The following is a 24,405-nucleotide window of genomic DNA, read 5'->3' as shown; positions in this document are numbered from 1 at the left end:
GGGACGGCGGTAGGCGTTCTTGACACCGAAATGTCAAGATTGTCCGTATGCGCATCACTGAGGCCGCCCGCCGGCTGGGCACCACCCCGCGGATGCTGCGCTACCGCGAGACCCTCGGCCTGCTGCCGCGGTCGCGGGGCGGGCACAACGCACAACGCACGTACGACGAACGCGACCTGGCCGCGGTCAAGCTCGCCCTGGACCTCGAGCACCGGTACGACGTGACACCGGCCGCGCTGGCGTTCGCACTCCGGGCCCTGGCCGAGCCGTCGGTCGCCGCGGACATCCGCAACCTCGGCTATCGCACCGGACGCCTCAGCGCGCCACCCACCCAGTCCCAGATCGACCGCGACCGAGCCCTCCGCTGGCTAGGCCGCTCCGGCGTCCTGCCCCCACGCCCCCGCTGACCCCACCCCGCAGCTGACCATCGCAGTCACCCAGGCGTCACCGTTGATCGCCGCGTTTGATGGGTTAACCAGTCAAATGGTGGGTTCCCCCGCCGTATGCAGGGGGCGAACCCACAAGTTGGTGGGTGAACCCACCAAACGTCGGGGGTCAGTGGGAGGGGGCTTCGGGGACGGGCGGGCGCTCGGCGGGGGTGTAGTTCTCGAGGTAGATGTCCGGCTCGAGGTAGACGTGGACGGACATCGGCTCGGCTTCGCGGACGGCCCGTTCGGCGGCGTTGATGGTTTCGGCCACCACCGACGCGTCGGAGGTGGGCTCGACGCCGACCTTGGCGGCGACCAAGACCTCCTCCGGGCCCAGATGCAGGGTCTTGATATGGATCAGCCGCTGCACGCCCGGGGTGTTCTCGATCGCTGCGACGATCCGCTGCTGGGCCTCGCGGGTCGCGGACTCGCCCAGCAGCAGCGACTTCATCTCGATCGCCAGGAAGATCGCGACGCAGACCAGCAGCGCGCCGATCGCCATCGAACCCAGGCCGTCGAACACACCGTTGCCAGTGGCAAGCGTCAGTACGACGCCGATCAGCGCGAGCACCAGACCAGTGAGCGCGGCGAAGTCCTCCAGCAGGATGACCGGCAGCTCCGGCGCCCGGGCGTTGCGGATGAACCGGGTCCAGCCGACGTGCCCGCGCAGCTTGTTCGCCTCGATGATCGCGGTCCGGAACGACAGCGACTCCAGCACGATCGCGACCACCAGCACCGCGACCGGCACCCACTTCCAGTGGTCGATCGCGTGCGGTTCGTGAACCTTGTGCCAGCCCTCGTACAGCGCGAACAGGCCGCCGACGCTGAACAGCACGATCGCCACGATGAACGAGTAGACGTACCGCTCCCGGCCGAAGCCGAACTGGTGCAGTTCGTCGGCCTCCCGCTGGGCCCGCTTGCCGCCGACCAGGAGCAGTACCTGGTTGCCGGCGTCGGCGACCGAGTGGATCGCCTCGGCGAGCATCGAGGCCGACTGGGTCAGTCCCCAGGCGGCGAACTTGGTGACCGCGATCCCGGTGTTCGCCAGCAGTGCCGCGACGACGGCCTTGGTTCCGCCACCAGCCATGTTGTTCAGGTCCTCCGTGAAATTCTCTGATCAGCGCGCGGACACGACGAACGCCGTGCCGGAACCACGCAGGCTACAGGGTCCTTCGGGTCCTGCAGCGAACGCCGATTGACCGGCGGACAACATCACATCACCGGCTTCGACCAGACCGTCCACGCAGCAGATGATCCGCGGCCCGATCCCGTCGACGGTCCGCTCGTCGTCGTCCAGCTGCACCCGGCGAATGGCGAAGTACTCACACCCGGTCTCGTACGAGGCGATGCCGTCGCCGAGATCCGTTGCCGTCAGCACCGGATTCGCGAGCGGCTCGAAGTCGATCACCGAGACCAGTTCCGGTACGTCGATGTGCTTGCTGGTCAGCCCGCCGCGCAACACGTTGTCCGAGTTCGCCATCACCTCGAACCCGAGGCCGTGCAAATAGGCATGCACGTTCCCAGCCGGCAGATACACCGCCTCGAACCGCTCCAGCCGGACCCGGTTCAACAGCAACGCCGCCAGTACGCCGGGGTCGTCCGGGAAGTCCGCACACAGCTTCGCCAGCGTCTCCCGCTCCAGCTCGAACGCCGCACCGGAGTACTGCGCACAGGCCTCGCCTAGAGCGGCGACCAGCGGGCGGATGGTGTCCCGGTCGTTGCTCATGATCTGCGTGAAGACGTCCTGGAGCTTGCCGTTGCGAAGCAGGTCGGTGCACTCGTCGAAGCCCTCGGGAGCCAGTGCGTCCAGCAGCGCCACGGTGCTGTGCAGCGGCCGGAAACCGACCAGTGCGTCGAACGGCTCCAGCGCGATCAGGATCTCCGGCTTCGGCCAGGCGTCCTTGTAGTTCCGGTCGCCGGCATCCCGCGGGATCCCGGCGGCCTCGTCCCGCGCGTACCCGTCGATCGCCTGCTCCCGGGACGGATGCGCCTGGATCGACAGCGGCTGCGCGGCCGCCAGCAGTTTGGCCAGGAACGGGAACCGCCCGTCGAACCGCTCCGCGGTTTCCGAGCCCAGTACGTCGGCCGGCCCGGCGGACACCACGTCGTACAGGGAGTCTCCGGACGGGAGCATGGAGGGCGCGGACTCGTGCGCGCCCATCCACAGCTCGGCCTGCGGCGTGCCGTCCGGCTCCAGTCCGAGTAGCTCGGGGAGCGCGGTCCGCGATCCCCAGGCGTAGTCCCGGATGGTGTTCTGGAGCCGCACTACCACGCTGGGTCCTCCGACGGGTTCCCTGGCTCGACAAGCTCTTCGTCGGTCGGAGTGCCGTAGCGGCCCAGGCCGATGCCCAGGTACGCCGCGGCGTAGCGGCCGTGCTGGGTCAGAGCGGCGTAGCGGGCGAAGTCGGTGCCGTTGGCCTGGGTGACCACGTGCACGCGGACGTCGTGGCCCTCTGCCTTCTGCTCCAGCTTGCGGCGGTGCTCGGCGACACCCGCATCCTCCACACCGTCGTCGAGGATGACCAGCCCCGGCCGCAGCTCCTCCGGCTTGTCGAAGGGGTCGGCGAAGAGATCACGCGGCGGCTGGTTCAGCACAGGCAGCAGGTGCCCGGCGTCGGCAGCCAGGGCCGGACGACCGCTGGCCAGGCGCAGAGCCTCCACCACACGGCGTGCAGCCCGTGCAGCGAGGACGGAGCCACCCCACACCAGCGGCAACGCGTCCGCCAGCATCAGGGCCAGGTCCTTCGCCGGGTTGGACGCAACGTCGTTGTTGGGCGAGCACTCGATCGCGACATCGTCCAGCATCGACGCGACTGCCTTGCCGTCCACGACCGGCCCAAGCTCCATCTGATGCAGAGCCTGCAGTACGGCGACAGCCGTCGCCATCTGGTCGTCGGACTGGGACGGCAGCCGGACGGCGTGCCGCAGGCCGGCCGACGCCTGTGCCACCGGTGAGTCCTCCGGCGTGGCCACCATGAGCCCGCATCCACGCCGTACTGCCTCTCCTGCGGCAGAGATCGCGTCGGAGTCGTCGGTGGCGCCGCCCAGCACGATGACCAGGTCCAGCGGACCGGTCCAGCCCGGCAGGCCCGGACCGGGCCACGCGACGAACGGCACCGGGCAGACCGGTTCCAGCACGGCCCGGACCAGACGCGCGTCCCGGCCGGCCGCGACGATGGCGCGCGGCCGGAAGCCGTCGGAATCCAGCTTGGCCAGCGCCTCTTCGGCCGCTTCGAGCTCGGCACGGACCCGGGCGCCCGCACTCGCGAGGCGGCGAAGCAGGTTGTCGCTCGCCTCCAGGGCGGCCGGATCGTCCAGCCGGGTGTCGTCGAAGACGCTCATCAGCCCTCAGCGACCTCTTGCCGGGTGTCCCGGGCTTCGTCGATCAGCAGGACCGGGATGTCGTCCCGGACCGGGTAGGCCAGCGCACAGGCGCCGTTCGTACAGACCAGCTCGCTCGCCTCGTCGTCCACCCGGAACTCCGAGCGGCACTTGGGGCAGACCAGGATGCTCAGCAGATCCGGGTCCAGATTGACTGCCATTCAGTTCTCCTCCACCGATGCGCCGGTGATCAGGGCCAGTACTTCATCACGGACACGTTCCATCGTGGCCCGGTCCTCCGCCTCCACGTTCAGCCGCAGCAGCGGCTCCGTGTTCGACGCGCGGACGTTGAACCACCACTGTCCCGCCGACACGGTCAGACCGTCCAGATGGTCAACGGTAATGCCGTCCCGGTCGCCGTAGGTGTCTTCGATCGCCGCGACCGTGGCCGCGGCGTCGTCGACCTTGTTGTTCAGCTCGCCGGATGCGACATAGCGCTCGTACGCGGCGAACAGCTCGCTGGCGGGCTTGTCCTGCTCACCGAGCGCCGCCAGCACGTGCAGTGCTGCCAGCATGCCAGTGTCGGCCCGCCAGAAGTCCCGGAAGTAGTAGTGCGCCGAGTGCTCGCCGCCGAACACGGCGTCGGTCTCGGCCATCTTCTGCTTGATGTAGGAATGCCCGACCCGGGCCCGGACCGCCGTACCGCCGTGTTCGGCGATCAGCTCGGGCACGGCCTTCGAGGTGATCAGGTTGTGGATGACGGCGGAGCCCGGGTGCTTGGCCAGCTCCCGTACGGCGACCGCGCCGGTGACGGCACTCGGGGAGATCGGGTCGCCCTTCTCGTCCACCACGAAGCAGCGGTCCGCGTCACCGTCGAACGCCAGGCCCAGGTCGGCGCCCAGCTCGCGGACCTTGGCCTGCAGGTCGACCAGGTTCTTCGGGTCCAGCGGGTTCGCCTCGTGGTTCGGGAAGTTCCCGTCCAGCTCGAAATACAGCGGGATGATCTCGATCGGTCCGCTGGCGAACACGGCCGGCACAGTGTGCCCGCCCATGCCGTTGCCGGCGTCGACGACGACCTTGAGCGGGCGGCTGCCGCTGAGGTCGACCAGGTCGTGCAGGTGGTCGGCGTACGCGGTCAGCAGGTCCTTGCGTCGCACATGGCCCGGTACGGCGACCGACGGCAAGGAACCCTCGGCCAGCGCCTTGGCGACCAGGTCGGCGATGTCGCGCAGCCCCGACTCCGACCCGACCGGTGCGGCACCCGCGCGGCACAGCTTGATGCCGTTGTACTTCGCCGGGTTGTGGCTCGCGGTGAACATCGCGCCGGGCAGCTGGAGCCGGCCGGAGGCGAAATACAGCTGGTCGGTGGAGGCCAGGCCGATGTCGATCACGTCGGCACCGGTGCTGGTGACCCCGTCGGCGAACGCGGCCGCCAGACCAGGGCTGGACGGCCGCATGTCGTAGCCGACCACAACCGCCCCCGGAGCCGCCAGGACGTCCAGGACCTCGACGAACGCGGCCCCGGTCGCCCGCGCCACCGACTCGTCCAGCTCGTCCGGGACGACCCCGCGCACGTCGTACGCCTTGAAGATCGCAGCAACGTCAACCATGCGTGGACCCTATCCGGCCCGGGGTGGCAGCTCTATTTCAGGCTGTCTCGAACCAGCCCGTGTCCTTGCGGTGGTGAACCTCCGGCAGCTGGCGAGGGCTGGTCGGAGCCGCCCAGCGGACCGCGTTGGAGATGATCTGCTGGATCTCCGGCTGGTGGTAGGTCGGGTACTCCTGGTCGCCCGGGCGGAAGTAGAAAACCCGGCCCTGGCCGCGGCGGTAGCAGCAGCCCGACCGGAACACCTCGCCGCCGGAGAACGAGCTGACGAACACCAGCTCGTCCGGCTGCGGGATGTCGAACAGCTCGCCGTACATCTCCTCGCGCTCGATCACCAGCGGATGCGGGACGCCCTGGGCGATCGGGTGCCCGGCCGCGACGGTCCAGAGCAGCTCCCGGTCGTTGTCGGAGCGCCAGTCGAGCGAGCAGGTGGTGCCCATCAGCCGGATGAAGATCTTGCTGAAGTGCGCCGAGTGCAGCGCGATCAGGCCCATCCCGGACAGCACGTGCCGCTGCACCCGCTCGACCACCGCGTCGTCCACGTCGCCGTGCGCCGCGTGACCCCACCAGGTGAGCACGTCGGTCTCCGCCAGGACCTCGTCGGTCAGGCCGTGCTCGGGCTGCTGCAACCACGCCGTACGGACGACCACTTTCTCGCCGAGCTTGGCCCGCACCGCGGCCGCGATCGTCTCGTGCATGGTGTCCGGATACACCTTCTGCACCGAGGCGTCGCGCTGGTCGTGCACGTTCTCGCCCCACACCGTGACGCGAATCGGATCAGCCATTGAGTACAACCTCTCGTCCCGCCTTCGCCGAGGCGTAGCAGGCGTCGATGACTTCGGTCCGCAGCAGCGCCTCGGACCCGTTGTGCGCGGCCCAGTCGCCGCTCTGCACGATCTTGACGAACTCCTGGACGACGGCCCGGTGGCCGAGCCCGGCACCGGTCGCGGGCTTCACCTCGGCCGGTACGCCGCCGACGTCGGTGAAGATGCGCAGCGTGTCGACGGTGGTGTAGTTCTGCACCTCGATCTTGGCGCCGCCCTCGGTGCCGAACAGCTCGATGCCGAAGTTGTCACCGGGCGCCCGGTACGTCGCCCAGCTCGTCTCCAGCTGCAGCGCGCCACCGCCCTCGAGCCGCAGGTACGCCGTCGCCAGGTCCTCCACCTCGAAGGCCGAGCCGAGCGTGTTCGCGTTCGGCACGTTGCTGCCCCGCCCGCGCGGGCCGAGCTCGGCGAAGGTGTTCGCGCTGACCGTGGAGACGCTGGGCTCGCCCAGCAGGTGCAGGGCGAGGTCGAGGATGTGGACGCCGAGGTCGATCAGCGGGCCGCCGCCGGACAGCTCGCGGTTGGTGAACCAGCCGCCCATGCCGGGGATGCCGTTGCGGCGCATCCAGTGCGCCTTCGCGTAGTAGATCCGGCCCAGCTGGCCCTCGTCGATCTGGTGCTTCAGCGCCGCGACGTCGCCGCGCTCACGGTGGTTGAAGATGACCTTCAGCACCTTGCCGGCCTTCTTCGAGGCCTCGACCATCGCCGTGCCCTCGGCGACCGTGCGGGCCAGCGGCTTCTCGCACAGCACGTGCAGGCCCTTCTCCAGCGCCTTCAGGGCGATCGGGGCGTGCAGCTGCGTCGGCGTGCCGATGCTGACCGCTTCCAGGCCGTCGGTCTCGAGCAGGTCTTCCCACTTCTCGTACAGGTGCGGGATTGCGTGCTTCTCGCCGAGGCTGGTCAGCACGTCCTTCTCCAGGCCGGCCAGCGCCACCACCTCGACGTCCGGCAACTCGGAGAAGGCCTCCAGCGCCGTCCGCCCGGCGAAGCCCAGTCCGACCACTCCGACCCGCAGTTTTTGATCGTTCACACCCGCGATCCTCTCGCACTGACAACGAAGGTCACAAACCGCTTCCCACACTACGAAACACGTTCCAACACCAGTGGAACGGGTGGTTCCAGCGCGGTCTCCATGACCCCCGCGCCGAAGGCCCGGCAATTCAATTCAGTCCTCGTCGGACTCGAACTCCGGGTCGATCTGCTCCGGGGACAGTGCCAGTACGTCGGCCAGCTCGAGGACCAGGGCGGAGCGGACCAGCCAGGCCAGGCTGGTGCCGGAGCGCTCGGCGCGCAGCTCGATCGGGCGGCGGAAGACGACGATCCGGTACGGCTCGTGCGAAGTGCCGCCGGTGGAGTGGGTGAGCGGGATCTCGCGCGCGTCGAGGTCCAGGTTCGGCACGTCCTCGATGGCGAACTCGACCCGGGTGACGACCTGCGGCAGCCGCTTCTCCAGCCGGGTCACCTCGATCGCGACCACCTCGTCGAACTGGGCCGCGCCGGAGCGCTGCAACGGCAGACCACGCGGCGCGAACCCGCTCGGCCGGCTGATCGGGCCGAGCATGCCGCGGCCGTGGCGGTCTATGTGCCTGCGATGACGGCGAGCCTCGGTCACGCGCTCAGCCTAGTGGGGGTAACGTCTGGTCGTGAGCATCGCCAGGATCTGTTCGCGCGCCGCCTGTCATAAGCCGGCTGTGTCGACGCTCACCTATGTGTACGCCGACTCCACCTGCGTGCTCGGTCCACTGGCGACGTACGCCGAACCACACTGCTACGACCTCTGCGCCGACCACGCCGAGCGGCTGACGGCTCCGAACGGCTGGGAAGTCATCCGGCTCGCTCCGGACCCGGCCGCGGCCGGACCGTCGTCGGATGACCTGGAGGCACTGGCCAACGCCGTACGCGAGGCAGCACGACCGCTGCCCCCGCGCGAGCCGGGTCACGGCACTCCGGGCGCACCGGTCGAGGTGGCTCGCCGTGGGCACCTGCGGATGCTGCAGGATCCCGGCGCCAACACCTCTGAAGGCTGAGCTACCGCAGGGCGGCGCTGACGTCGGCCTGGGCGCCTAGCTGAGCGCGGAAGACCAGTGAGGTCGTCAGCGGCCACGCAGCGACCTGGGCGACGTCGTCGTCGTTGTCGTCCCGCTTGGGGTCGGGCATCAGCGTGACACCAGCCACGATCGTGCCGCGGGTCTGCTGGACCATCAGGTAAGTCGCGCGCGGCTGGGCCTTGAAGGAGATCTGGCTGGTCGACCCGGCGATCACATCCAGGGTCCGCGTCTGCAGCACCCGGCCCGTCGCATCGCGCAACTCGAACTTGACACTGGCGTTCTTGCCCGGCGCCGTCACCTGCAGCATCGCCGGCTGGTCGTGCGGCGGCAGCACCAGGTACGCCGGTCCGTTCAGCGGCTCGGCCGATCCGATCGACGCGAAGTCCTCGTTGCTCTTGTCCGCCATCCGCATCGACGCCGTCACCGCCTGGTCCGACGTCACGGTGATCGCGCTGGCGCCGCCTAGCAGCACCTGGTCGAGCCGCACGGTCTTCACCGACCCGGCCGGAACCACCACCGTCTCCAGTCCGGCCGGCGTGAACGGACCGTTCGGGCCGTGCACGGTCAGGCTGGCCGTCGCCTGCAGGTCCGTGGGGTTGGCAATCGACAGGACCCGCTGCCCGGCGCCGGGCGCTACAGCGGGCACGTACACCTTGGTCGACGGCACTGCCGACGGAGTCAGCCAGTCCACGCCCGCTGGGTCGTTGTCGGCCGTCGTCGCGTTGTCCCGCAGCGCCGGAGACACCCGTCCGCCGGTGGACTCGACATGTAGCGCGAGGTCCTTCATGTTCGGCGCGATCAAGTTGAGGTACACCTCTGACGATCCACGAGCCGGTACGACGATGCCGCGGGCGTTCGGCAGGTCCTGCTGCCCGTCGCGCGAGTACACGGTGACGTTGACCTCGGCGTTGATGCTGTCCAGGTTCGTCAGCACCAGCACGTCACGCCGGCCGCGCTCTCCGGATGCGCCGACGAACCAGAAGTCAGAGCCAGGCTGCTGGCACGGCGTGCTCGCCATGCCCCGGTTGACGCCGTCGTTGGAGGTCGTCGTACTCGTGCCGACAGCACCGGCAGCGAGTGGGCCAGTGCCGTGGATCCACAACGGCACTGGCTTGCCGGTCGGCGTAGTCGACGCAAGCTTGCCGCGGACGAGCACCGACCCGACTGGGTCAGCAGTAGCCGGCAGTGGCGCGATTGTCAGCGGTACGGCGTTCCCCGGTGCAGTCGGCGTTCCTTCGGGCAGCACGGGCGACACCGCGTTCACCACACTCGTCATGCCGCCGCCAGTCAGAGTGGGGCAGGACAGCGCCGTACGGTTCACGACTGCCCGCGTGGGCTCCTGGGTGGACTGCGGACGTGTCACCGGCTCCTTGGCGTGGGTGACGACACCCAGACCGGCCGCGGCAGCCATTGCCAGGACGCAGGCACCGACCCGGACGCGCAGGTCCGACAGCAACCGGGTCACCGGTCCCTCCTCGCATGCGTGCCGTGCGGGACGGCGACAGTACGGCGTACGGTCGGCAGGCAGAAGATCAGCGCGATGATCCACGCGATCAGGCCGAGCAACCGCCACACGGTGTGCGTCTGATCCTGAAGCGGCGAGCTGCCTTCGGTCCTCGAGCGGTCCACCAGCCACGCCGAATCACCGTCCGCCGCACTGGCCCTGGTCAGACCGGGCAACGAGTCCAGCGTCGACTGCAGCGTCGGGTCCACCGGAGCGGGCAGGTAGACGTAGTCGATATCCAGCCCGGCCAGCTGCCGCCCCTCCTCACCCGTACCGCCACCACCAAGCGTGGCCAGCACGTCAGTGATGGGCTTGGTCTGCTCTGCAGTGGGCGCAGCCTCCAGCGACCCCATCCGCGGACCACCGTCACGCACCAGCGAGTACCGCATCGGGCTGTTCGGATCCTTGCGTACGACGAGGATCGACTGGTCCTCCGGCGGATCCTGCGCGGAGACCAGGTACGCCGGAAGGTCCTGCGCCGGCCCACGCCACAACGGACCGTCGGCACCGCGTACCAACCAGAATCCGGCCGTGACGATCGTCGTCACCAGCACGATGCCCAGCACGCCCTGCACGATGATCTCGGTGGACTTGCCGACCGAGTCCCATGCGACTGTCACCGCGATGATCCAGCCCGCGGTCATCAGGAACATCAGCGGACCGCTGCCACCACCCAGCCGGCTGGCCACCAGCGTCCCGGCCAAGCCGAGCATCGCTGCGAACCACCCGAGCAGCTCATACCGCTGCCGCGACTCCCGCAGCAGACTGGCCAGAGCCACCAGAATCAGCGGTACGACGAGCCACCACGGCGTCGGCGCACCAAGCGGCGTACCGGTCAGCAAGTGCGGAAGGCTGTTACCCGGCCCAACAGCGGCAGTCGGCGGACCACCAGCCTCCTGCCCCAGCCGCGACGGGTGCAGCACCAGCTGGATGGTCCACGGCAGCACCAGCAGCAGACCCAGTACGACGGAGAAGACGAGCTGCCGGCCCTGTCGACGCCAGCCCAGCCCGAGCACTCCACCGATGACAAGCGTGAGGCTGATCAGCAGGCCAAGAGCCGGAGTGAACGCGAACAGCACGGCCTGACAGATGCCGGCGAACCACGCGGCCCGCCAACTGCCCTGGATGACCACACGACGCCGTCGAGCGATCGTATGCACCGCAGCACCGAGCAGCGGCAACACAATCGCCGCCACACACGTCCCGAGCCGCCCTTGCGAGATAGCGCCGTTCGTAAACACAGCAAGCCCGTACGCCGATGCGCCCCAAGCTCGGGCGACACGGTCGACCACAAACGCGCGCAACAGTGCCCACGCGGCCAAGCCGGCCAGCGGAACAGCACCGAGCAGCAGCAGGTTCGTAGCACCGGACGGGCCGAACATCACCGTCGAGAAAGCCCAGAACTGCCCTAGCCAAGCAGGAGGCGTCACACCGGGAGGTGCGGAGGCAGCGGCGTGCCAGAGAGCACCAAGACTGTCGTGCGCCGGCAACAACAGGTGGGACCGCAGCACACCGTCACCGATCAGACTGCGAGCAGCGACAAACGCACCGAGAGCCAGGAAGACCCACGCGATCAGGAAGGGCCGGCGGATCAACTGCCGTCGCCAGCGAGGCTGCTCGACCGCGACGCGTGCGGTGGACTTGGCCCGGCGTGCGGTGGTGACAACCTGCTCTTCCGGTTCGTCCGCCCAGGCTTCGCGGATCCGCTCGGAGATCGTGCTGGTCGTCTCCTCCAGGTTCTGCCGCAGTGCGTGCACCGACCGGGAGAAGAGTCCCTTGATGTCGTCGTACGGGACTCGATTGAGCTGCTTGCGGTTCTTGCGGGCCGTGGTCCAGCCGCCGGCCAGCAGAGTGCCGAGGAGTGCGGTCCACTCGTCGACCGCACCTGACGGCGTCTTGCCGAGCAGGAACCAGGTCGACCGCATCACTGTCCCGAGCAGGAACCGCAGGATCAACAGCGGCAGCAGCTTGGCGGGCGCGTTGGCGAGGACCGTGTAGTAGGCGTTGGCGCGGTCGAGTTGGTAGGCGTGCCGCCGCGTGCCGGCCAGGGCACGCTCACCGGTCGCGGCAGCTTGCGCGTGGTAGACGACGGCATCCGGGGCGACACCGACCATGAACCCGGCCCGGTTGGCACGCCAGCCGAAGTCGATGTCGTCGCGGAACATCGGCAATCGCGGGTCGAAACCGTGCAGTGCTTCCCAGACATCGCGGCGAACCAGCATGCCGGCCGAGCTGACCGCGAGTACGTTGCGCAACTGATCGTGCTGACCCTGGTCGAGCTCGCCGTTCTCGATTCCGGTGTCACGACGGCCGCCGAGTGAGGTGGTGACGCCGACCTCGAGCAGGTCGCGGTCCCGCGGCCAGAGCCGCAGCTTCGGGCCCCAGACGCCGGTCTCCGGCGACATTGTGGCCTGGAGCAACAATTTCTCCAGGGCTTTCGGGGCCGGTGCGCAGTCGTCGTGCAGCAACCACAGCCACTCGACCACCGGCATGTGGCGGTCGTCGCCGTACGGGCCGACGGCCGACGGGATCGGGGCGAAGCCGACGGCCTCGAGTCCGCGGGCGACCGCCGTACCGAAACCGGTCCGGGCGGACACGCTGACCACGGGCTCGACCCCGGGCATGCTGGCCAGCAGTTCGGCGGTCTCGTCGGTGGAGCCGGTGTCGACCGCGATCACCCGGTCGGGGCGTGGATTGAGCGCCCACAGCGACTCGGTCAGCCGGGGCAGCCAGGCGGCGCCCTCGTGCCCGACCACCACGGCCGTCACGACATGGCGGATCCGCGCATGACCCAGCGAATCGTCGGTGTGGTCGGTCGGGAAGTCGACGGAGTCGAAGAATTCCCAGCCGGCCGGAGCTTCTTGTTCCATGCGGAGCAGTGACACCTCAGGGGAAGGAGACGGCCTAGAGGGTGTCTGGGGATCCTGCGCCTACTGCGCGGCACCCGGCGGGCGCCTCGCTGCACTGGAGGGAAGGCCACGATGGATCCGCATCGAGCCCTCCCCTCCAGCACACCGAGACACTCCGCCGGGCACCTGCTCGCGACGGCGCAGGATCCCCAGACACCCTCACCACGGCTCATGTGGCGCATGAGTCACGGCGAGGACTCACCATACAGCCGCCGGTCCAACGACCGTCGCGCTCACCTCTGGTTGCCGACGGGCCCCGGACAGCCGCGGGCCCCGGCGACGATGTCGATCCGGGGCCTCACGCGGTTGCCTCTGTGGGTTGTGTGTGCTCTGTTCCGATGACCGGTCAGACGGCCTTTTTCTTCAGCTTGCGGCGTTCCCGCTCCGACAGGCCGCCCCAGATTCCGAAGCGCTCGTCGTTCTGCAGTGCGTACTCGAGGCACTCGCCCCGCACGTCACAGCCGAGGCAGACTTTCTTCGCCTCGCGGGTGGATCCGCCCTTCTCCGGGAAGAAAGCCTCCGGGTCGGTCTGGGCACACAGCGCCCGTTCCTGCCAGTTCGGCTCCTCCTCGATCGCCTCACCGTCGACAATCGCCATCAGGCCTTCTGTCACGGTACGACCTCCTCGACCCTGTTCGTTCCCCTGTCGCATGTGGGTTTGCGGTCCACATGCCTGACCTCGTCCGTCCTGCGCTCTGCAACGGTCCCCGATACCGAGTGTCCAACGAACGACACGATTGAAATTACATTCCTGCAATCCACGAAAGTCAAGCCGTGGTCTGCTATTGGCATCATCCGCAACACGGCTGCAAAGGAACGAGAGGCCTGCGTACACAGGCCTCCCGGTTCCGTGCTGCCCCCGCCGGACCACTCCGAAAATATTCGAAGCACCCGTTCGGCAAGGGCTTGCTGCCTTGTTGCCTTGTCAGGAAGGCTGGGACCACCAGCCCTGCTGTGCCTGACCTTGCTGGTTGGGCTGATCGTCCTTCTCCGGCTCGGAAACCCGCGGGTCCACGCGGGTTTCGTCCGCGGCCTCGGCGGCCGGCTGCTGCTCGTGCTGTGGCTGCTCGTGCTGCGGTTCAGCAGCCGGAGCCTCTTCGGCCTGCCAGGCCGGCTCAGTGGGCTGCTGCCAGCTGTCCTGTCCCCAGCCCTGCTCAGCCTGCGCCTGTTCCGGCTGGGCTTCCGCCTGCACCTGCTCGCGCTGTGCCGCCTCGCGCTGTGCCGCCTCGTGCTGTGCCACCTCGTGCTGCAGCGCGTCGTGCTGGCCGTGCTCCGGCTGAACGGACTCCGGCTGGCCGTGCTCCTGCTGAACCGGCTCCTGCTGAACGGGCCACTCCTGCTGCGGGTAGTCCTGGCCGCCCCACTGCTGCTGACCGGCGTCACCCCACTGCTGCTGCTCCTGCGGCCACTGCTGACCCTGGTCGCCCCACGCCTGGGTCGGCTCGGCGTTCTGACCTTCTCCGGCCCACGACTGCTCAGCCGGCTGGTGCGGTTGCGCCTCGGCTTCACCGGCGGACCAGTTGTGCTGCTGCTCGCCCTGGTTCCAGCTCGACTCCTGCGGCCACTGCTGCTCGCCCTGCGCGGCCGCGTAACCACCAGCCGCACCCGCGGCCCCGGCTGCTGCGGCATAACCGCCGTACTGACCCTGGCCCTGGTCGTACTGCCCGTACTGCCCCTGCGGGCCGCCCTGCTGCGGGTAACCGCCCTGCTGTCCGTACGGCGCCTGCTGGCCGTACTGACCCTGGCCCTGGCCGGCGAACTGGCCCGGCTTCGGTGCACGGACCGGAGCCGGCAGTGCCTGGAAAGTCTTGACGATGTAGAAGCCGGCGGCGCCGTACAGCGCGAGACCGCCGAGTGCGTAGATGAACGCGGTGAGCTTCGTGCCGAAGGTGCCGGTGTCGTTGAAGGTCGAGAACGCGATGACCAGGATCAGCAGCGCCAGCACGCCGGTGACGATCAGCGCGACCAGCGTCACGAGCCGGGCGTTGGGAGTGCGCTCACCGAACTCGTTCACCAGCCAGACCGATCCGGCCAGGGCGGCGACGATCGCGAAGCCGCTGAACTCCGGCGGGATGATGATGTTCGCCACAACGCCGGCCGCGCTGGTGAAGCCGACGCCGCCGACGAACAGCCGGATCAGTGAGGCCAGCGCGAACAGGCCGGCGAAAGCGAGCAGAATATACGCGACCGGCTCTCTGAGCTTCTTGGTTGCGTCGGTGACCACGAGGGCTCCTCGGGATGTTGGGGGCCGTTCAACTACGGAGGTTGACACATATCTGACTCACGGCAGCATAGTCCCGCGGTGGTTCGCCGCATTGACGACTCGTGCAGACTCTTCCCATGCGATTGACAGTGCTGGCCGGTGGCATCGGCGGGTCCACCTTCCTGCGCGGGCTGCTCAAGGCCCGGCCGGACGCCGAGATCACCGTGGTGGGGAACACCGCTGACGACATCACCCTGTTCGGCCTGCGGGTCTGTCCCGACCTCGACACGGTGATGTACACCCTCGGCGGGGGCATCTCGAAGGACCGTGGCTGGGGCCGCGAGGACGAGACCTGGGTGATCAAGGAGGAACTGGCCGCGTACGGCGTGGAGCCGACCTGGTTCGGGCTGGGCGACCGGGACGTGGCGACCCACCTGGTCCGGACCCAGATGCTCGACGCCGGCTACGGCCTGACCGCGGTCACCGAGGCCCTGTGCGCCCGCTGGAAGCTTCCGGTGAAGCTACTTCCGATGAGCGACGACCGGGTCGAGACGCACGTGGTGGTGGACGACCCGGAGAACCCCGGCCGTCGGAAGGCGATCCACTTCCAGGAGTACTGGGTCCGCCTGCACGCCGAGATCCCGGCACAGCAGATCGTCGCGGTCGGCCAGGACAAGGCCAAGCCGGCCCCCGGCGTCCTGGACGCGATCGCCGACTGCGACGCGCTGATCCTGCCGCCGTCCAACCCGGTGGTCTCCATCGGCACGATCCTCGGCGTACCGGGGATCCGCGAGGCGGTCCGGGAGACGTCCGCGCCGGTCATCGGGCTGTCGCCGATCATCGGCAGCAGCCCGGTCCGCGGCATGGCCGACAAGGTGCTCGCCGCGATCGGCGTCGCCTCCACGGCCTCGGCCGTCGCCCGGCACTACGGCTCGCGCGCGTCCGGCGGCGTACTGGACGGCTGGCTGATCGACACCTCGGACTACATGCAGCTCGATTCGATCGCCGGAGCCGGAATTCACGTCCAGGCTGTTCCGTTGTGGATGACGGATGAGACCACCACCGCCGCCATGGCCGACGCGGCGCTGAACCTCGCGGAGGCAGTCCGGCGATGAGGAAGCACCTCGAGATCTACCCGGTGACCGGGCTGCCCGAAGTGGCGGCCGGAGCCGACCTGGCCGGGCTGATCGGCGACGAGGCCGACCTGCGCGACGGCGACGTCGTCTCGGTCACCTCGAAGATCGTCAGCAAGGCCGAGGGCCGCCTGACCACCGGGACCCGCCGCGAGGCCGTCGACACGGAGCTCGTCCGGGTCGTGGCCCAGCGCGGCGACACCCGGATCGTGCAGACGCGGCACGGCCTGGTGATGGCCGCGGCCGGGACAGACACCTCGAACACAGCGCCCGGCACCGTCCTCCTGCTCCCGGTCGATCCGGACCACTCGGCCCGGCTGCTCCGGACGGCCTTGAAGGAGAGGTACGACGTCAACGTCGGCGTCATCATCACCGACACCCTCGGCCGCCCGTGGCGCAACGGCCAGACCGACCTGGCCATCGGCGCCGCCGGGGTCCGGGTGATGGAGGACCTTCGCGGTACGACGGACAGCCACGGCAACGTGCTCGCAGTGACGGAGCCGGCGCTGGCCGATGAGATCGCCGGTGCGAGCGAGCTCGTGAAGGGCAAGGCGGACGGCGTGCCGGTTGCCGTGCTGCGCGGGCTTCAGGACGTCGTACTCCCGATCGGGGAGCACGGTCCGGGAGCGCGGGCGCTGGTGCGGGATGCCGAGTTCGACATGTTCAGCCTGGGGACGCGGGAGGCTGCGCGGGCCGCCGTACTGGAGCGGCAGGCGCCGGCCGGGCCGCGGGACGTGGACCCGGAGTTGTGGGACGGGCTGCTGGACGACGTCGAGGGTGTCCACCTCGAGTTGCTCGACAACGCCGTCACCGTCTTCGGTGACGAGCCCGTCACGGTCGGCCTGGTCGCCGAGCGGCTCGCCGTACTGCTCCATGCGGAGGGGTACGGCGTTTCCGTGCGTACTGGACCGGGCAGTGAGGCGACGGTCACGTTCGGCTCACGGTCACGATAGTTTTCTAGGCAAGTTCTCAGGCGGCCTGCGTACACTGCATCCGCACGGCGGCGCCTTGGCCGCCCCGATCCGGGAAGACCAACACTGTGGGTAAAGCGTCGTCGCAGAAGCAGTCGCGCCGCGAGATGATCGAGAAGATGCAGCGGGAACAGGCCCGCCGCGACAAGCGCCGGACTCTGATCATCGTGGCCGCCTCGATCCTGGTCGGCCTGGCCATCATCGCCTACCCGGCGATCCGGCTGATCCAGGACTCCCGGACCCGGAACCAGGCGATCAGCGAGCTCGGCGTGTCTGCCTCGGCCGCCTCCTGCGACAAGGTCACCGACGACGACGCCAAGGGCACCCAGGACCACCAGCCCGACGGCACGGTGATCAACTACCCGGTCTCACCGCCGTCGTCCGGGCCGCACTACGCCACCTGGGCGCCGTTCGGGAAGAAGTTCTACTCGGTCGACGACCGCCCGCCGGTGCCGAACCTGGTGCACAACCTGGAGCACGGCTACACGATCCTCTGGTACCGCGACACGCTGCCGAAGGACCAGATCGACCTGATCGAGAAGATCTCCAAGGCCAAGCTGCCGGACAGCTCGCTCGGCAAATTCATCGCCGCGCCGTTCAAGGAGAGCGACGGCCTGCCCTGGCCGGACGGCAAGACGGTCGCCTTCTCGCACTGGAGCGCCAACGAGGCCGGCAAGACCACCGCCAAGGGCCACCGCCAGTTCTGCGGCTCCGTCAGCGGCGAAGCCCTCACCCAGTTCATGGACAAATACCCCGCCATGGACGCCCAAGAGCCGAACGGCGGCTGAGCCAGCCTTACCTCTGTACGGCGAACGCCCTCACGGTTGTGTCCGTGGGGGCGTTCGACGTACTGGGTCAGACGTAGCGGGCGGCGTGGGCGGATTGGACTTCGGCTACCAGGTCTTTGACGCGTTCGCCGTCGGCCAGCGGGCAGACCATGGTGACGTCGTGGGTGTGGACGATGATGTGGCCGCTCAGGCCGACCGCGGCGATCAGGTGGTCGGGGTCGTCGGTGACGATGATGTTGTCGTGCGAGTCGAGCAGGCAGCTCAGCGTCGTACCGTCCGTACGGTTGCCGCAGGCATCGACGTCGTACGTGCCGGCCAACGCGGCCCAGGAGCCGACGTCGAGCCAGTGCACCGGCATCGGTACGACGACCACGCCTGCATCCACCTTGCCTTGTGAGGCAGGCTCCATCACCGCGTAGTCGACGCTGATCTTGCGCAGGTTCGGGTAGATCTCCGCCAGCGTCGCGTCGCGCTCCGGGGTGTCCCAGACCGAGGCGACCTGACGCAGTTGCGCGGCCGACTCGGGCAGCAGCTCGTCGAGCACGCTGAGCACGGTCTCGGCCCGCCAGACGAACATGCCGGAGTTCCACCAGAACCGGCCAGTGGCGAGGTATTCCTCGGCCGTCGCCCGATCCGGCTTCTCGCGGAACCGGTCGACGACGTACGCGCGCGTACCGTCGATGGCCGCGCCGCGTTCGATGTAACCGAGCCCGGTGTGCGGGTGGGTCGGCTCGATCCCGAACGTCACCAGCGATCGGGACCGTTGCTCGACCAGCTCGAAACCGCTCTCGATCGCGGCCCGGAACTCGTCCTCGGGCGTGATCAGGTGATCCGACCCGACGATCGCCAGTACGGCGTCCGGGTCGTTGCGCGCGACTACGGCGGAGGCCAGGCCGACCGCGTTCGCGGTGTCCCGGCCGACCGGCTCGCCGATGATGTTGTGCTCGCCGAGCTCCGGCAGTTCCTCACGGACCAGCTCGGTGTGCGCGGCGACCGTACACACGTAGATGTTCGCCGGGTCGACGAGCCCGTTCAGGCGGTTGTATGCCAGCCGCAGCAGCGAATTGCCCGCCGCCAGCGGCAGCACCTGCTTGGGTTTGTCAGCCCGCGACAACGGCCACAACCGCGTCCCCGAACCCCCGGCCAGAATCACCACGTTCCGCATGAGGAGAGACCTTACCGGTCATCTTGAAGAGGCGGCGGAAGACGCAAGTGAGCAAGGTCCGGTGGAACAGGTGTTGTAGGTCGCCAGAAGGCATCGGATTCGCCGTCCAGGGCGGTCGCGGGTGCATCGGTCAAGCGGAAGCGGTCGCGCAACCGGCCGTAGAAGTCGGTCGGGCGCAGCCGGACCAGCCGGAGCCGGCGCGGTGAGCCGTACACCCCGATCCAGTCACCGGGGTCGAGCACTCCGCGCAGCTGACCATCGATACTCACCGCGGCCTGGCCTGAGTGCGGCAGCACCCGCAGAGCGATCGGCTCGTCGGGCGCGGCGATGACCGTCCGGTTGAAGGTCATGTGCGGCGCCACCGGCGTGAACACGACCGCTTCGGTGTTCGGCGACAGGATCGGCCCACCCGCCGCGAAGCTGTACGCGGTCGACCCGGTCGGCGTCGCCACGATCACCGCATCAGCCGAGTACGACGCCAGCAACCGCCCGGCCAGGTAAACCCCCAACGCCACCTGATGATCGCGCGCCAGCTTCTCCAGTACGACGTCGTTGAGCGCAGTCACGTCCAGCGCGACACCCCAGCCATCACCCTCGGACTCCGGCCGCACGGCCGGCGGCGGCAGCGCTGGGCCGTGGCCGTAGCGCAGCAGCGATTCGATCCCGCTCGGGATCTCCAGCGGCCGCGACGCCCGCATGGTGAGCGTCATCCGCTCTTCGATCGTGGCGCCACCATGGTGGACCGCTTCCAGCGCCGCCTCCACGTCACTGCAGGCGACCTCGGTGAGGAAACCGACCTTGCCGAGATCGACGCCGAGCACCATCGCGTCGTTCTTCGCCGCGATCCGGGCCCCACGCAGGAACGTCCCGTCACCGCCCAGCGTGACGATCAGATCCGGATTGTGCGCATGCTTCAGCTCCTCCATCCCGCCGCGCCGCTCTTCGTGCTGCTTCCACACGTCGATGTCGGTGCAGCCGATGTTGTGCTTCCGGGCCCACTCCCGCACGGTTTCCGCCGTACGCACGGCCACCGGACGGCCCTGATGGACAACGAGCCCCAGCCTGCTCACCGGCACGACAGTCCTCCTCCGGACGGTTCACTGCTTCAACGGTAGCTGGCCGTCGGGAGGTGATTCCGCTCGCGCGGCGGTGATGATCGGGTCGGTCTCGTCGTCGAACTCCCCGATCACCTCCTCCAGCAGATCCTCCAGCGCGACCACCCCGAGCGGCTGCTCCTCCTGCCGTACGACGGCCAGCTGCGACCGGTGATCACGCATGATCCGGATCGCCGCCGCCACCGGGGTGTCGGCGGGAAGGTCGAGCGGTGCCGTCATCAGGTCGGACGCGTGGAGCGTCGTACCACCGCCGGTCGTGGCCCGGGCGGCGTCGCGAACATGCACGATGCCGCAGATCGTCGTACCGGCGCTGACGACAGCCAGGCGCGATCGGCCTTCGCGGCGGCTGGTGAGCTCGACGTCGCGCGCGGATGCGGCGGCAGGGACCGTGACCAGCTTGGCGATGGGCGTCATCACCTCGGCGACCGTGGTGTTCTGCAGGGCCAGCATCGCGGTGAGGAGCTGGTGTTCGGGCTGTTCGAGAGTGCCGTGTTCGCGGGACGACTCGATCAGGAGCCGGAGCTCGTCCGGGCCGTGCGCGCTCGCGAGCTCGTTCTGCGGCGTCACCTTGAGCGCGCGGACGCAGAGGTTGGCGAGCCAGTTGAGGACGAGCAGCATCGGCCGAAAGACGTACGTGAAACCGCGGAACGGCAGGGCGAGGAGCAGCGCCGAACGCTCCGGGTCGCTGATCGCCCATGACTTCGGCGCCATCTCGCCGAGCAGTACATGCAGCAGGCCGATACCGCCGACGGCGATGATCAGCGCGATCACATGGCCGACGCCTTCGGGCACGTGGATCAGCTCGAACAGTGGGTGCAGCAAGTCGGCGACCGCGGGTTCGCTCAATGAACCGAGGCCGAGGGTGCAAAGGGTGATGCCGAGCTGAGCACCCGCGAGCATCAACGACAGCTCGCTGACCCCGGCGATCGCGGCGCGCGCCGACCTGCTTCCGGCGGCCGCCGCCGCTTCGAGCCGATGCCGCTTCGACGCGACCAGCGCGAACTCCGCGGCGACGAAGAAGCCGTTGAGGGCCAGCAAGACCACCGAGATGATGAGCGCAAGCGTCGTACTCATGACACACGCTCCAGAGCCACGAGCCCGGGCACATGCCGCTCGATCGACTGGACCTCCAGCTTGACGAACTCGGCCGGGACCGGGCGGCCGTCATGATCGAAGCGCATGGGCAGCTCGACCACGACCTCGTCGCCGACGACCGGGATCCGGCCGAGCCGGGCCATCACGAGACCGGACAGCGTCTCGTAGTTGTCACCCTCCGGCAGCCGTACACCGGTCGCGGCCTCGACCTCGTCGAGCCGCCAGCGCGCGGACACCACCCACGCCCCGTCCGCACTCTCGACCACACCGGCTTCCGGCAGGTCGTCCTCGTCCCGGATCTCACCGACCAGCTCCTCGGCGATGTCCTCCAGCGACACGACCCCGGCGAAACCGCCGTACTCGTCCACGACGATCGCGAGCTGCCGGTGCGCGGACCGAAGCCGTTCCAGTACGGCGGGCAGCGGGAGCGTGAACGGTACGACGACCGGCGGCGACGCGAGCGAGCTCGCCGGGACATGGCCTCGGTCGGCGGGTTCGACCTCGACGACATCGCCGATCGCGATCACGCCGACCACCTCGTCGACCGAGTCCGCGATGACCGGGAACCTGCTGTGACCGGTGTCCTGCAGCTCGACCACGCGCGTCAGCGGGTCGTCCTGGTGCACGGTGACGACGTCGACGCGCGGGATCATCGCCTCCCCCGCGGTCCGGCCGCGGAAGTCGAGGCCGCGGTCCAGCAGCCGCATGGTGTCCTCGTCCAGCAGCCCTTGCTCGTACGACGTGACGATGATCCGGTCGAGCTCCTGAGCCGTCGCGCCCTGCGGCAGCTCCTCGACGGGCTCGATGCCGACCCGGCGCAGGATCCGGTTGGAGGTCGCGTCGAAGACGTGGATCAGCGGGCCGGCGATGGTCAGGTACATCAGGGTGGACCGGGCCAGGCTGAGCGCGATCGCCTCGGACTTGGCGATCGCCAGGTTCTTCGGCGCGAGCTCGCCGAGCACCATCTGGATGATCGTTGCCAGAAGCAACGCGAGGACGACCGAGATGGACAGGCTGACCGCGTCGGGTACGCCGGCCGAGCCGAGAATTGCGGCCAGACCCTTGCCGAGATAGGGCTCGGCGACGTACCCGGCAAGCAGTGCGGTGATGGTGATGCCGACCTGGGCGCCCGAGAGGACGAAGGACAACCGGGAGGTCACCTTCAAGGCCCGGCCGGCGGCGGCGTTGCCGGACGCGGCCAGGCTTTGCAGCCGGTTGCGGTCCACCGCGACGTACGCGAACTCCTGCGCGACAAAGTAGCCGGTGGCAACGGTCAGCGCGAGGATCAGCCCCAGGCCGGCCAGGATCAACATGTACTGACCCTATGAGAACTCCGGCCCTCCCGGGACCGCGGGGTGTACTACGTCCAGCCGGAGGTCAGACTCCGGGGCGCTGCTCGCTGGCGCTCTCCGCCGGGCGGCTCTGGAGATCGCCTGACGCAGGCTGGGCGGCCTTTCCGTCCACCTGCGGTTTCTCGTCGTCCTCGCCGCTGTTGACCTTCTTGAACTCGTTCATCGCGCGGGCGGCGTTCCGGGTGAGCTCCGGCAGCTTCTTCGAGCCGAACAGCAGGACGACGATCACCAGGATGACGATCCATTCGCCACCCTCGGGCAGAGCAAGCAAAGCAGCCATCACATGCCTTCTTTCCAAAAGTCCCCAACCAAAGTACGTCGGCCGGCGAACCGTAGGGTGTGCCATATGTCACGAGTTCTCCCGGAGCTGTTCGCCGCCGCGGTTCGCCGGGACGGTGGCGCGCCTTTCCTCACGTACTACGACGACGCGACCGGCGAGCGGATCGAGCTCAGCGCAGTCACCACCGCGAACTGGGTCGCCAAGACCGCCAACCTCCTCGTCGACGAGTACGACCTCGAGTCCGGCGAGACCGTCGCCATCGGCCTCCCGCCGCACTGGCTCGGGGTGGTCTGGGCGCTTTCGGCGTGGTCCGCCGGAGCCTCACTCACCACCGGCATCGGAACCCTCGCGATCACCGGCCCCGACCTCGCCATCCGCGGCCAGCGGGAGACAGTCGCGTCGGCTCTCCTCCCCCTCGGCGGCCGCTTCCGCGAGCCGCTCCCCGACGGCGTCCACGACTACGGCGCCGAGGTCTACAACCACCCCGACCTCTTCGTCCCGTTCGACCCGCCGTCCCCGGACTCACCGGCGTACGACGAACTGACCCACGACGACCTGATCCGTACGGCGGAGCCCGTCGCCGACCGGATCCTGGTGACCAAGGACCTGGTCAGCCGGGACGGGATCGGACTGCTGGTCGGAGTCATCGCCGGAGGTGGTTCGATCGTGCTCTGCCGCAACCTCGACCAGGCGAAGCTGGAGCGGCGAGTGACGGACGAAAAGGTCGACCGAGTGGTGGAGGGCTGACATGCGGCGGTTCGAAGGACGCGTGGCGCTCGTCACGGCGGGTGCGCAGGGGATCGGCGCCGCGGTGGCACGGCGTATCGCCGACGAGGGCGGCTCGGTCGTCGTCACCGATCTGCAGAAGGAGAAGGTCGCTCAGGTCGCCGCCGAGATCGGCGAGCAGGCGATCGGGCTGCGGGTGGATGTCACCAGCCGCGACGACGTCGACGCGGCTGTCGCGGCGGCGGTCGAGCGGTTCGGGCGGCTCGACGTACTCGTCAACAACGCCGGCGGATGCATCGTGACCTCGGTGCCGGAGGACACGACCGCCGAGGAGTTCCATCGGCAACTGGACCTGACCCTGGTCGGCGCCTCCCGCTGCATCCAGGCGGCGCTTCCGCACCTGGTGAAGACCCGCGGCAACGTGGTGACGATCAGCTCGGTCAACGGCCTGGCGGCCTTCGGCAACATCGAGTACTCGGCGGCCAAGGCCGGTCAGATCGCCATGACGGTCAACTACGCCGCACGGTACGGCGGTTTGGGCGTCCGCTTCAACGTCGTCGCCCCCGGCACCATTCGTACGCCGAACTGGGACAACCAGCCGGACACGCTGGAACGCTTCGCCCCCATGTACCCGCTCGGCCGAGTCGGCGAACCCGAGGACATCGCCGCCGCCGTCGCCTTCCTCGCCTCCGACGACGCCGCCTGGATCACCGGCCACACCCTCCCCGTAGAAGGCGGCATCCTCACCGGCCCCGGCCTCTTCGACCTAGCCACCACCGGCCCCTTCCGCAAGGAGTACTAGCCCCCCCCCCCCCCCCCCCCCCCCCCCCCCCCCGGGGGGGCCCCCCCCCCCCCCCCCCCGCCCGGGCGCCGCCCCCCCCCCCCCCCGGGGGGGGGGGGGGCCCCCGGACCCCCCCCCCGCCCCACCAGAGCGAGC

Annotated in this window: 24 protein-coding genes; 7 read left to right on the top strand and 17 right to left on the bottom strand. The window is 69.1% G+C overall.

What is annotated here, in order from left to right:
* The first annotated feature begins 47 nt into the window (after positions 1-47).
* A complete protein-coding gene (locus EV646_RS18515) occupies positions 48-407 on the top strand; it encodes a MerR family transcriptional regulator (protein ID WP_132150160.1) in 360 nt (119 codons plus the stop codon).
* A gap of 148 nt (positions 408-555) precedes the next feature.
* On the opposite strand, the gene EV646_RS18510 is transcribed toward EV646_RS18515, so the two are convergent.
* The 8 genes from EV646_RS18510 to EV646_RS18475 form a co-directional block, all read right to left on the bottom strand.
* Positions 556-1,515 carry a cation diffusion facilitator family transporter gene (locus tag EV646_RS18510; RefSeq protein ID WP_132150158.1) on the bottom strand — a complete coding sequence of 320 codons (960 nt, stop codon included), beginning with the start codon at positions 1,513-1,515 and terminating at the stop codon, positions 556-558.
* 30 nt (positions 1,516-1,545) lie between these two features.
* On the bottom strand, positions 1,546-2,700 hold the full coding sequence (gene manA / locus EV646_RS18505; RefSeq protein ID WP_132150156.1) for a mannose-6-phosphate isomerase, class I: 1,155 nt from the start codon (positions 2,698-2,700) through the stop codon (positions 1,546-1,548).
* Positions 2,694-3,770, bottom strand: coding sequence for an SIS domain-containing protein (locus EV646_RS18500; RefSeq protein ID WP_132150154.1), 1,077 nt, complete (start codon positions 3,768-3,770; stop codon positions 2,694-2,696). Before EV646_RS18500 ends, manA begins: the two co-directional genes overlap by 7 nt.
* Complete coding sequence (locus tag EV646_RS18495) at positions 3,770-3,970, bottom strand: Trm112 family protein (protein WP_132150152.1); 201 nt, start codon at positions 3,968-3,970, stop codon at positions 3,770-3,772. Before EV646_RS18495 ends, EV646_RS18500 begins: the two co-directional genes overlap by 1 nt.
* Positions 3,971-5,359, bottom strand: coding sequence for a phosphomannomutase/phosphoglucomutase (locus EV646_RS18490; RefSeq protein ID WP_132150150.1), 1,389 nt, complete (start codon positions 5,357-5,359; stop codon positions 3,971-3,973).
* 37 nt (positions 5,360-5,396) lie between these two features.
* Positions 5,397-6,140 carry a ThuA domain-containing protein gene (locus EV646_RS18485; protein WP_132150148.1) on the bottom strand — a complete coding sequence of 248 codons (744 nt, stop codon included), beginning with the start codon at positions 6,138-6,140 and terminating at the stop codon, positions 5,397-5,399.
* A complete protein-coding gene (locus tag EV646_RS18480) occupies positions 6,133-7,209 on the bottom strand; it encodes a Gfo/Idh/MocA family protein (RefSeq protein ID WP_132150146.1) in 1,077 nt (358 codons plus the stop codon). The genes EV646_RS18485 and EV646_RS18480 overlap by 8 nt, the downstream gene beginning before the upstream one ends.
* A gap of 135 nt (positions 7,210-7,344) precedes the next feature.
* Positions 7,345-7,791: a metallopeptidase family protein gene (locus EV646_RS18475; protein WP_241996145.1), complete on the bottom strand. Its 447-nt coding sequence runs from the start codon at positions 7,789-7,791 to the stop codon at positions 7,345-7,347.
* A gap of 31 nt (positions 7,792-7,822) precedes the next feature.
* On the opposite strand from EV646_RS18475, the gene EV646_RS18470 reads away from it, so the two are divergent.
* Positions 7,823-8,206: a DUF3499 domain-containing protein gene (locus tag EV646_RS18470; RefSeq protein WP_132150144.1), complete on the top strand. Its 384-nt coding sequence runs from the start codon at positions 7,823-7,825 to the stop codon at positions 8,204-8,206.
* A gap of 1 nt (position 8,207) precedes the next feature.
* Here the strand turns inward: EV646_RS18470 and EV646_RS18465 are convergent, their stop codons facing one another.
* The 4 genes from EV646_RS18465 to EV646_RS18450 all read right to left on the bottom strand — a co-directional run bounded on the left by EV646_RS18465 (position 8,208) and on the right by EV646_RS18450 (position 14,864).
* Positions 8,208-9,692 (bottom strand): DUF5719 family protein, encoded by a 1,485-nt coding sequence (locus tag EV646_RS18465; RefSeq protein WP_132150142.1) that lies wholly within the window; start codon positions 9,690-9,692, stop codon positions 8,208-8,210.
* The gene (locus tag EV646_RS18460; protein WP_132150140.1) at positions 9,689-12,601 is read right to left on the bottom strand and encodes a glycosyltransferase family 2 protein; all 2,913 of its coding nucleotides are present in this window, start codon (positions 12,599-12,601) and stop codon (positions 9,689-9,691) included. Before EV646_RS18460 ends, EV646_RS18465 begins: the two co-directional genes overlap by 4 nt.
* A 385-nt stretch (positions 12,602-12,986) precedes the next feature.
* Positions 12,987-13,238, bottom strand: coding sequence for a WhiB family transcriptional regulator (locus tag EV646_RS18455; RefSeq protein ID WP_020389877.1), 252 nt, complete (start codon positions 13,236-13,238; stop codon positions 12,987-12,989).
* Positions 13,239-13,565: 327 nt separating this feature from the next.
* Positions 13,566-14,864, bottom strand: coding sequence for a hypothetical protein (locus EV646_RS18450; RefSeq protein WP_132150136.1), 1,299 nt, complete (start codon positions 14,862-14,864; stop codon positions 13,566-13,568).
* Positions 14,865-14,980: 116 nt separating this feature from the next.
* Here EV646_RS18450 and cofD point away from each other — a divergent pair, with 116 nt between their 5' ends.
* The 3 genes from cofD to EV646_RS18435 all read left to right on the top strand — a co-directional run bounded on the left by cofD (position 14,981) and on the right by EV646_RS18435 (position 17,735).
* Positions 14,981-15,958: a 2-phospho-L-lactate transferase gene (gene cofD / locus EV646_RS18445; RefSeq protein WP_132150134.1), complete on the top strand. Its 978-nt coding sequence runs from the start codon at positions 14,981-14,983 to the stop codon at positions 15,956-15,958.
* Positions 15,955-16,929, top strand: coding sequence for a coenzyme F420-0:L-glutamate ligase (locus tag EV646_RS18440; RefSeq protein ID WP_132150132.1), 975 nt, complete (start codon positions 15,955-15,957; stop codon positions 16,927-16,929). The genes cofD and EV646_RS18440 overlap by 4 nt, the downstream gene beginning before the upstream one ends.
* Before the next feature lie 86 nt (positions 16,930-17,015).
* Positions 17,016-17,735 carry a DUF3105 domain-containing protein gene (locus EV646_RS18435; protein WP_132150130.1) on the top strand — a complete coding sequence of 240 codons (720 nt, stop codon included), beginning with the start codon at positions 17,016-17,018 and terminating at the stop codon, positions 17,733-17,735.
* Positions 17,736-17,802: 67 nt separating this feature from the next.
* Here EV646_RS18435 and EV646_RS18430 read toward each other — a convergent pair whose 3' ends face one another.
* The 5 genes from EV646_RS18430 to tatA form a co-directional block, all read right to left on the bottom strand.
* Complete coding sequence (locus EV646_RS18430; protein WP_132150128.1) at positions 17,803-18,900, bottom strand: mannose-1-phosphate guanylyltransferase; 1,098 nt, start codon at positions 18,898-18,900, stop codon at positions 17,803-17,805.
* 11 nt (positions 18,901-18,911) lie between these two features.
* Positions 18,912-19,970, bottom strand: a complete 1,059-nt coding sequence (locus EV646_RS18425) for an NAD(+)/NADH kinase (RefSeq protein ID WP_241996144.1) — start codon at positions 19,968-19,970, stop codon at positions 18,912-18,914.
* 27 nt (positions 19,971-19,997) lie between these two features.
* Complete coding sequence (locus EV646_RS18420) at positions 19,998-21,089, bottom strand: hemolysin family protein (RefSeq protein WP_132150124.1); 1,092 nt, start codon at positions 21,087-21,089, stop codon at positions 19,998-20,000.
* Positions 21,086-22,423, bottom strand: a complete 1,338-nt coding sequence (locus EV646_RS18415) for a hemolysin family protein (RefSeq protein WP_132150122.1) — start codon at positions 22,421-22,423, stop codon at positions 21,086-21,088. Before EV646_RS18415 ends, EV646_RS18420 begins: the two co-directional genes overlap by 4 nt.
* A gap of 64 nt (positions 22,424-22,487) precedes the next feature.
* Positions 22,488-22,742, bottom strand: a complete 255-nt coding sequence (gene tatA / locus EV646_RS18410) for a twin-arginine translocase TatA/TatE family subunit (RefSeq protein ID WP_132150120.1) — start codon at positions 22,740-22,742, stop codon at positions 22,488-22,490.
* Between the two features lie 66 nt (positions 22,743-22,808).
* Here tatA and EV646_RS18405 point away from each other — a divergent pair, with 66 nt between their 5' ends.
* Both EV646_RS18405 and EV646_RS18400 read left to right on the top strand, forming a co-directional pair.
* Positions 22,809-23,489, top strand: coding sequence for a TIGR03089 family protein (locus EV646_RS18405; RefSeq protein WP_132150118.1), 681 nt, complete (start codon positions 22,809-22,811; stop codon positions 23,487-23,489).
* A gap of 1 nt (position 23,490) precedes the next feature.
* Positions 23,491-24,270: an SDR family NAD(P)-dependent oxidoreductase gene (locus EV646_RS18400; protein WP_132150116.1), complete on the top strand. Its 780-nt coding sequence runs from the start codon at positions 23,491-23,493 to the stop codon at positions 24,268-24,270.
* Positions 24,271-24,405 lie beyond the last annotated feature (135 nt).

Source organism: Kribbella antiqua, from assembly GCF_004345665.1.
GTDB lineage: Bacteria > Actinomycetota > Actinomycetes > Propionibacteriales > Kribbellaceae > Kribbella > Kribbella antiqua.
The sequence above is the reverse complement of the archived record's forward strand: the minus strand, read 5'-3'. Positions and strand labels throughout refer to the sequence as shown.

Coding starts and splice junctions, on each gene's coding strand:
- EV646_RS18405 (WP_132150118.1), top strand. CDS start 22,809: ATGTCACGAGTTCTCCCGGAGCTGTTCGCCGCCGCGGTTCGCCGGGAC.
- EV646_RS18415 (WP_132150122.1), bottom strand. CDS start 22,423: ATGTTGATCCTGGCCGGCCTGGGGCTGATCCTCGCGCTGACCGTTGCC.
- EV646_RS18485 (WP_132150148.1), bottom strand. CDS start 6,140: ATGGCTGATCCGATTCGCGTCACGGTGTGGGGCGAGAACGTGCACGAC.
- EV646_RS18440 (WP_132150132.1), top strand. CDS start 15,955: ATGAGGAAGCACCTCGAGATCTACCCGGTGACCGGGCTGCCCGAAGTG.
- EV646_RS18515 (WP_132150160.1), top strand. CDS start 48: ATGCGCATCACTGAGGCCGCCCGCCGGCTGGGCACCACCCCGCGGATG.
- tatA (WP_132150120.1), bottom strand. CDS start 22,742: ATGGCTGCTTTGCTTGCTCTGCCCGAGGGTGGCGAATGGATCGTCATC.
- EV646_RS18455 (WP_020389877.1), bottom strand. CDS start 13,238: ATGGCGATTGTCGACGGTGAGGCGATCGAGGAGGAGCCGAACTGGCAG.
- EV646_RS18490 (WP_132150150.1), bottom strand. CDS start 5,359: ATGGTTGACGTTGCTGCGATCTTCAAGGCGTACGACGTGCGCGGGGTC.
- EV646_RS18420 (WP_132150124.1), bottom strand. CDS start 21,089: ATGAGTACGACGCTTGCGCTCATCATCTCGGTGGTCTTGCTGGCCCTC.
- EV646_RS18460 (WP_132150140.1), bottom strand. CDS start 12,601: ATGGAACAAGAAGCTCCGGCCGGCTGGGAATTCTTCGACTCCGTCGAC.
- EV646_RS18430 (WP_132150128.1), bottom strand. CDS start 18,900: ATGCGGAACGTGGTGATTCTGGCCGGGGGTTCGGGGACGCGGTTGTGG.
- EV646_RS18500 (WP_132150154.1), bottom strand. CDS start 3,770: ATGAGCGTCTTCGACGACACCCGGCTGGACGATCCGGCCGCCCTGGAG.
- cofD (WP_132150134.1), top strand. CDS start 14,981: ATGCGATTGACAGTGCTGGCCGGTGGCATCGGCGGGTCCACCTTCCTG.
- EV646_RS18495 (WP_132150152.1), bottom strand. CDS start 3,970: ATGGCAGTCAATCTGGACCCGGATCTGCTGAGCATCCTGGTCTGCCCC.
- EV646_RS18400 (WP_132150116.1), top strand. CDS start 23,491: ATGCGGCGGTTCGAAGGACGCGTGGCGCTCGTCACGGCGGGTGCGCAG.
- EV646_RS18510 (WP_132150158.1), bottom strand. CDS start 1,515: ATGGCTGGTGGCGGAACCAAGGCCGTCGTCGCGGCACTGCTGGCGAAC.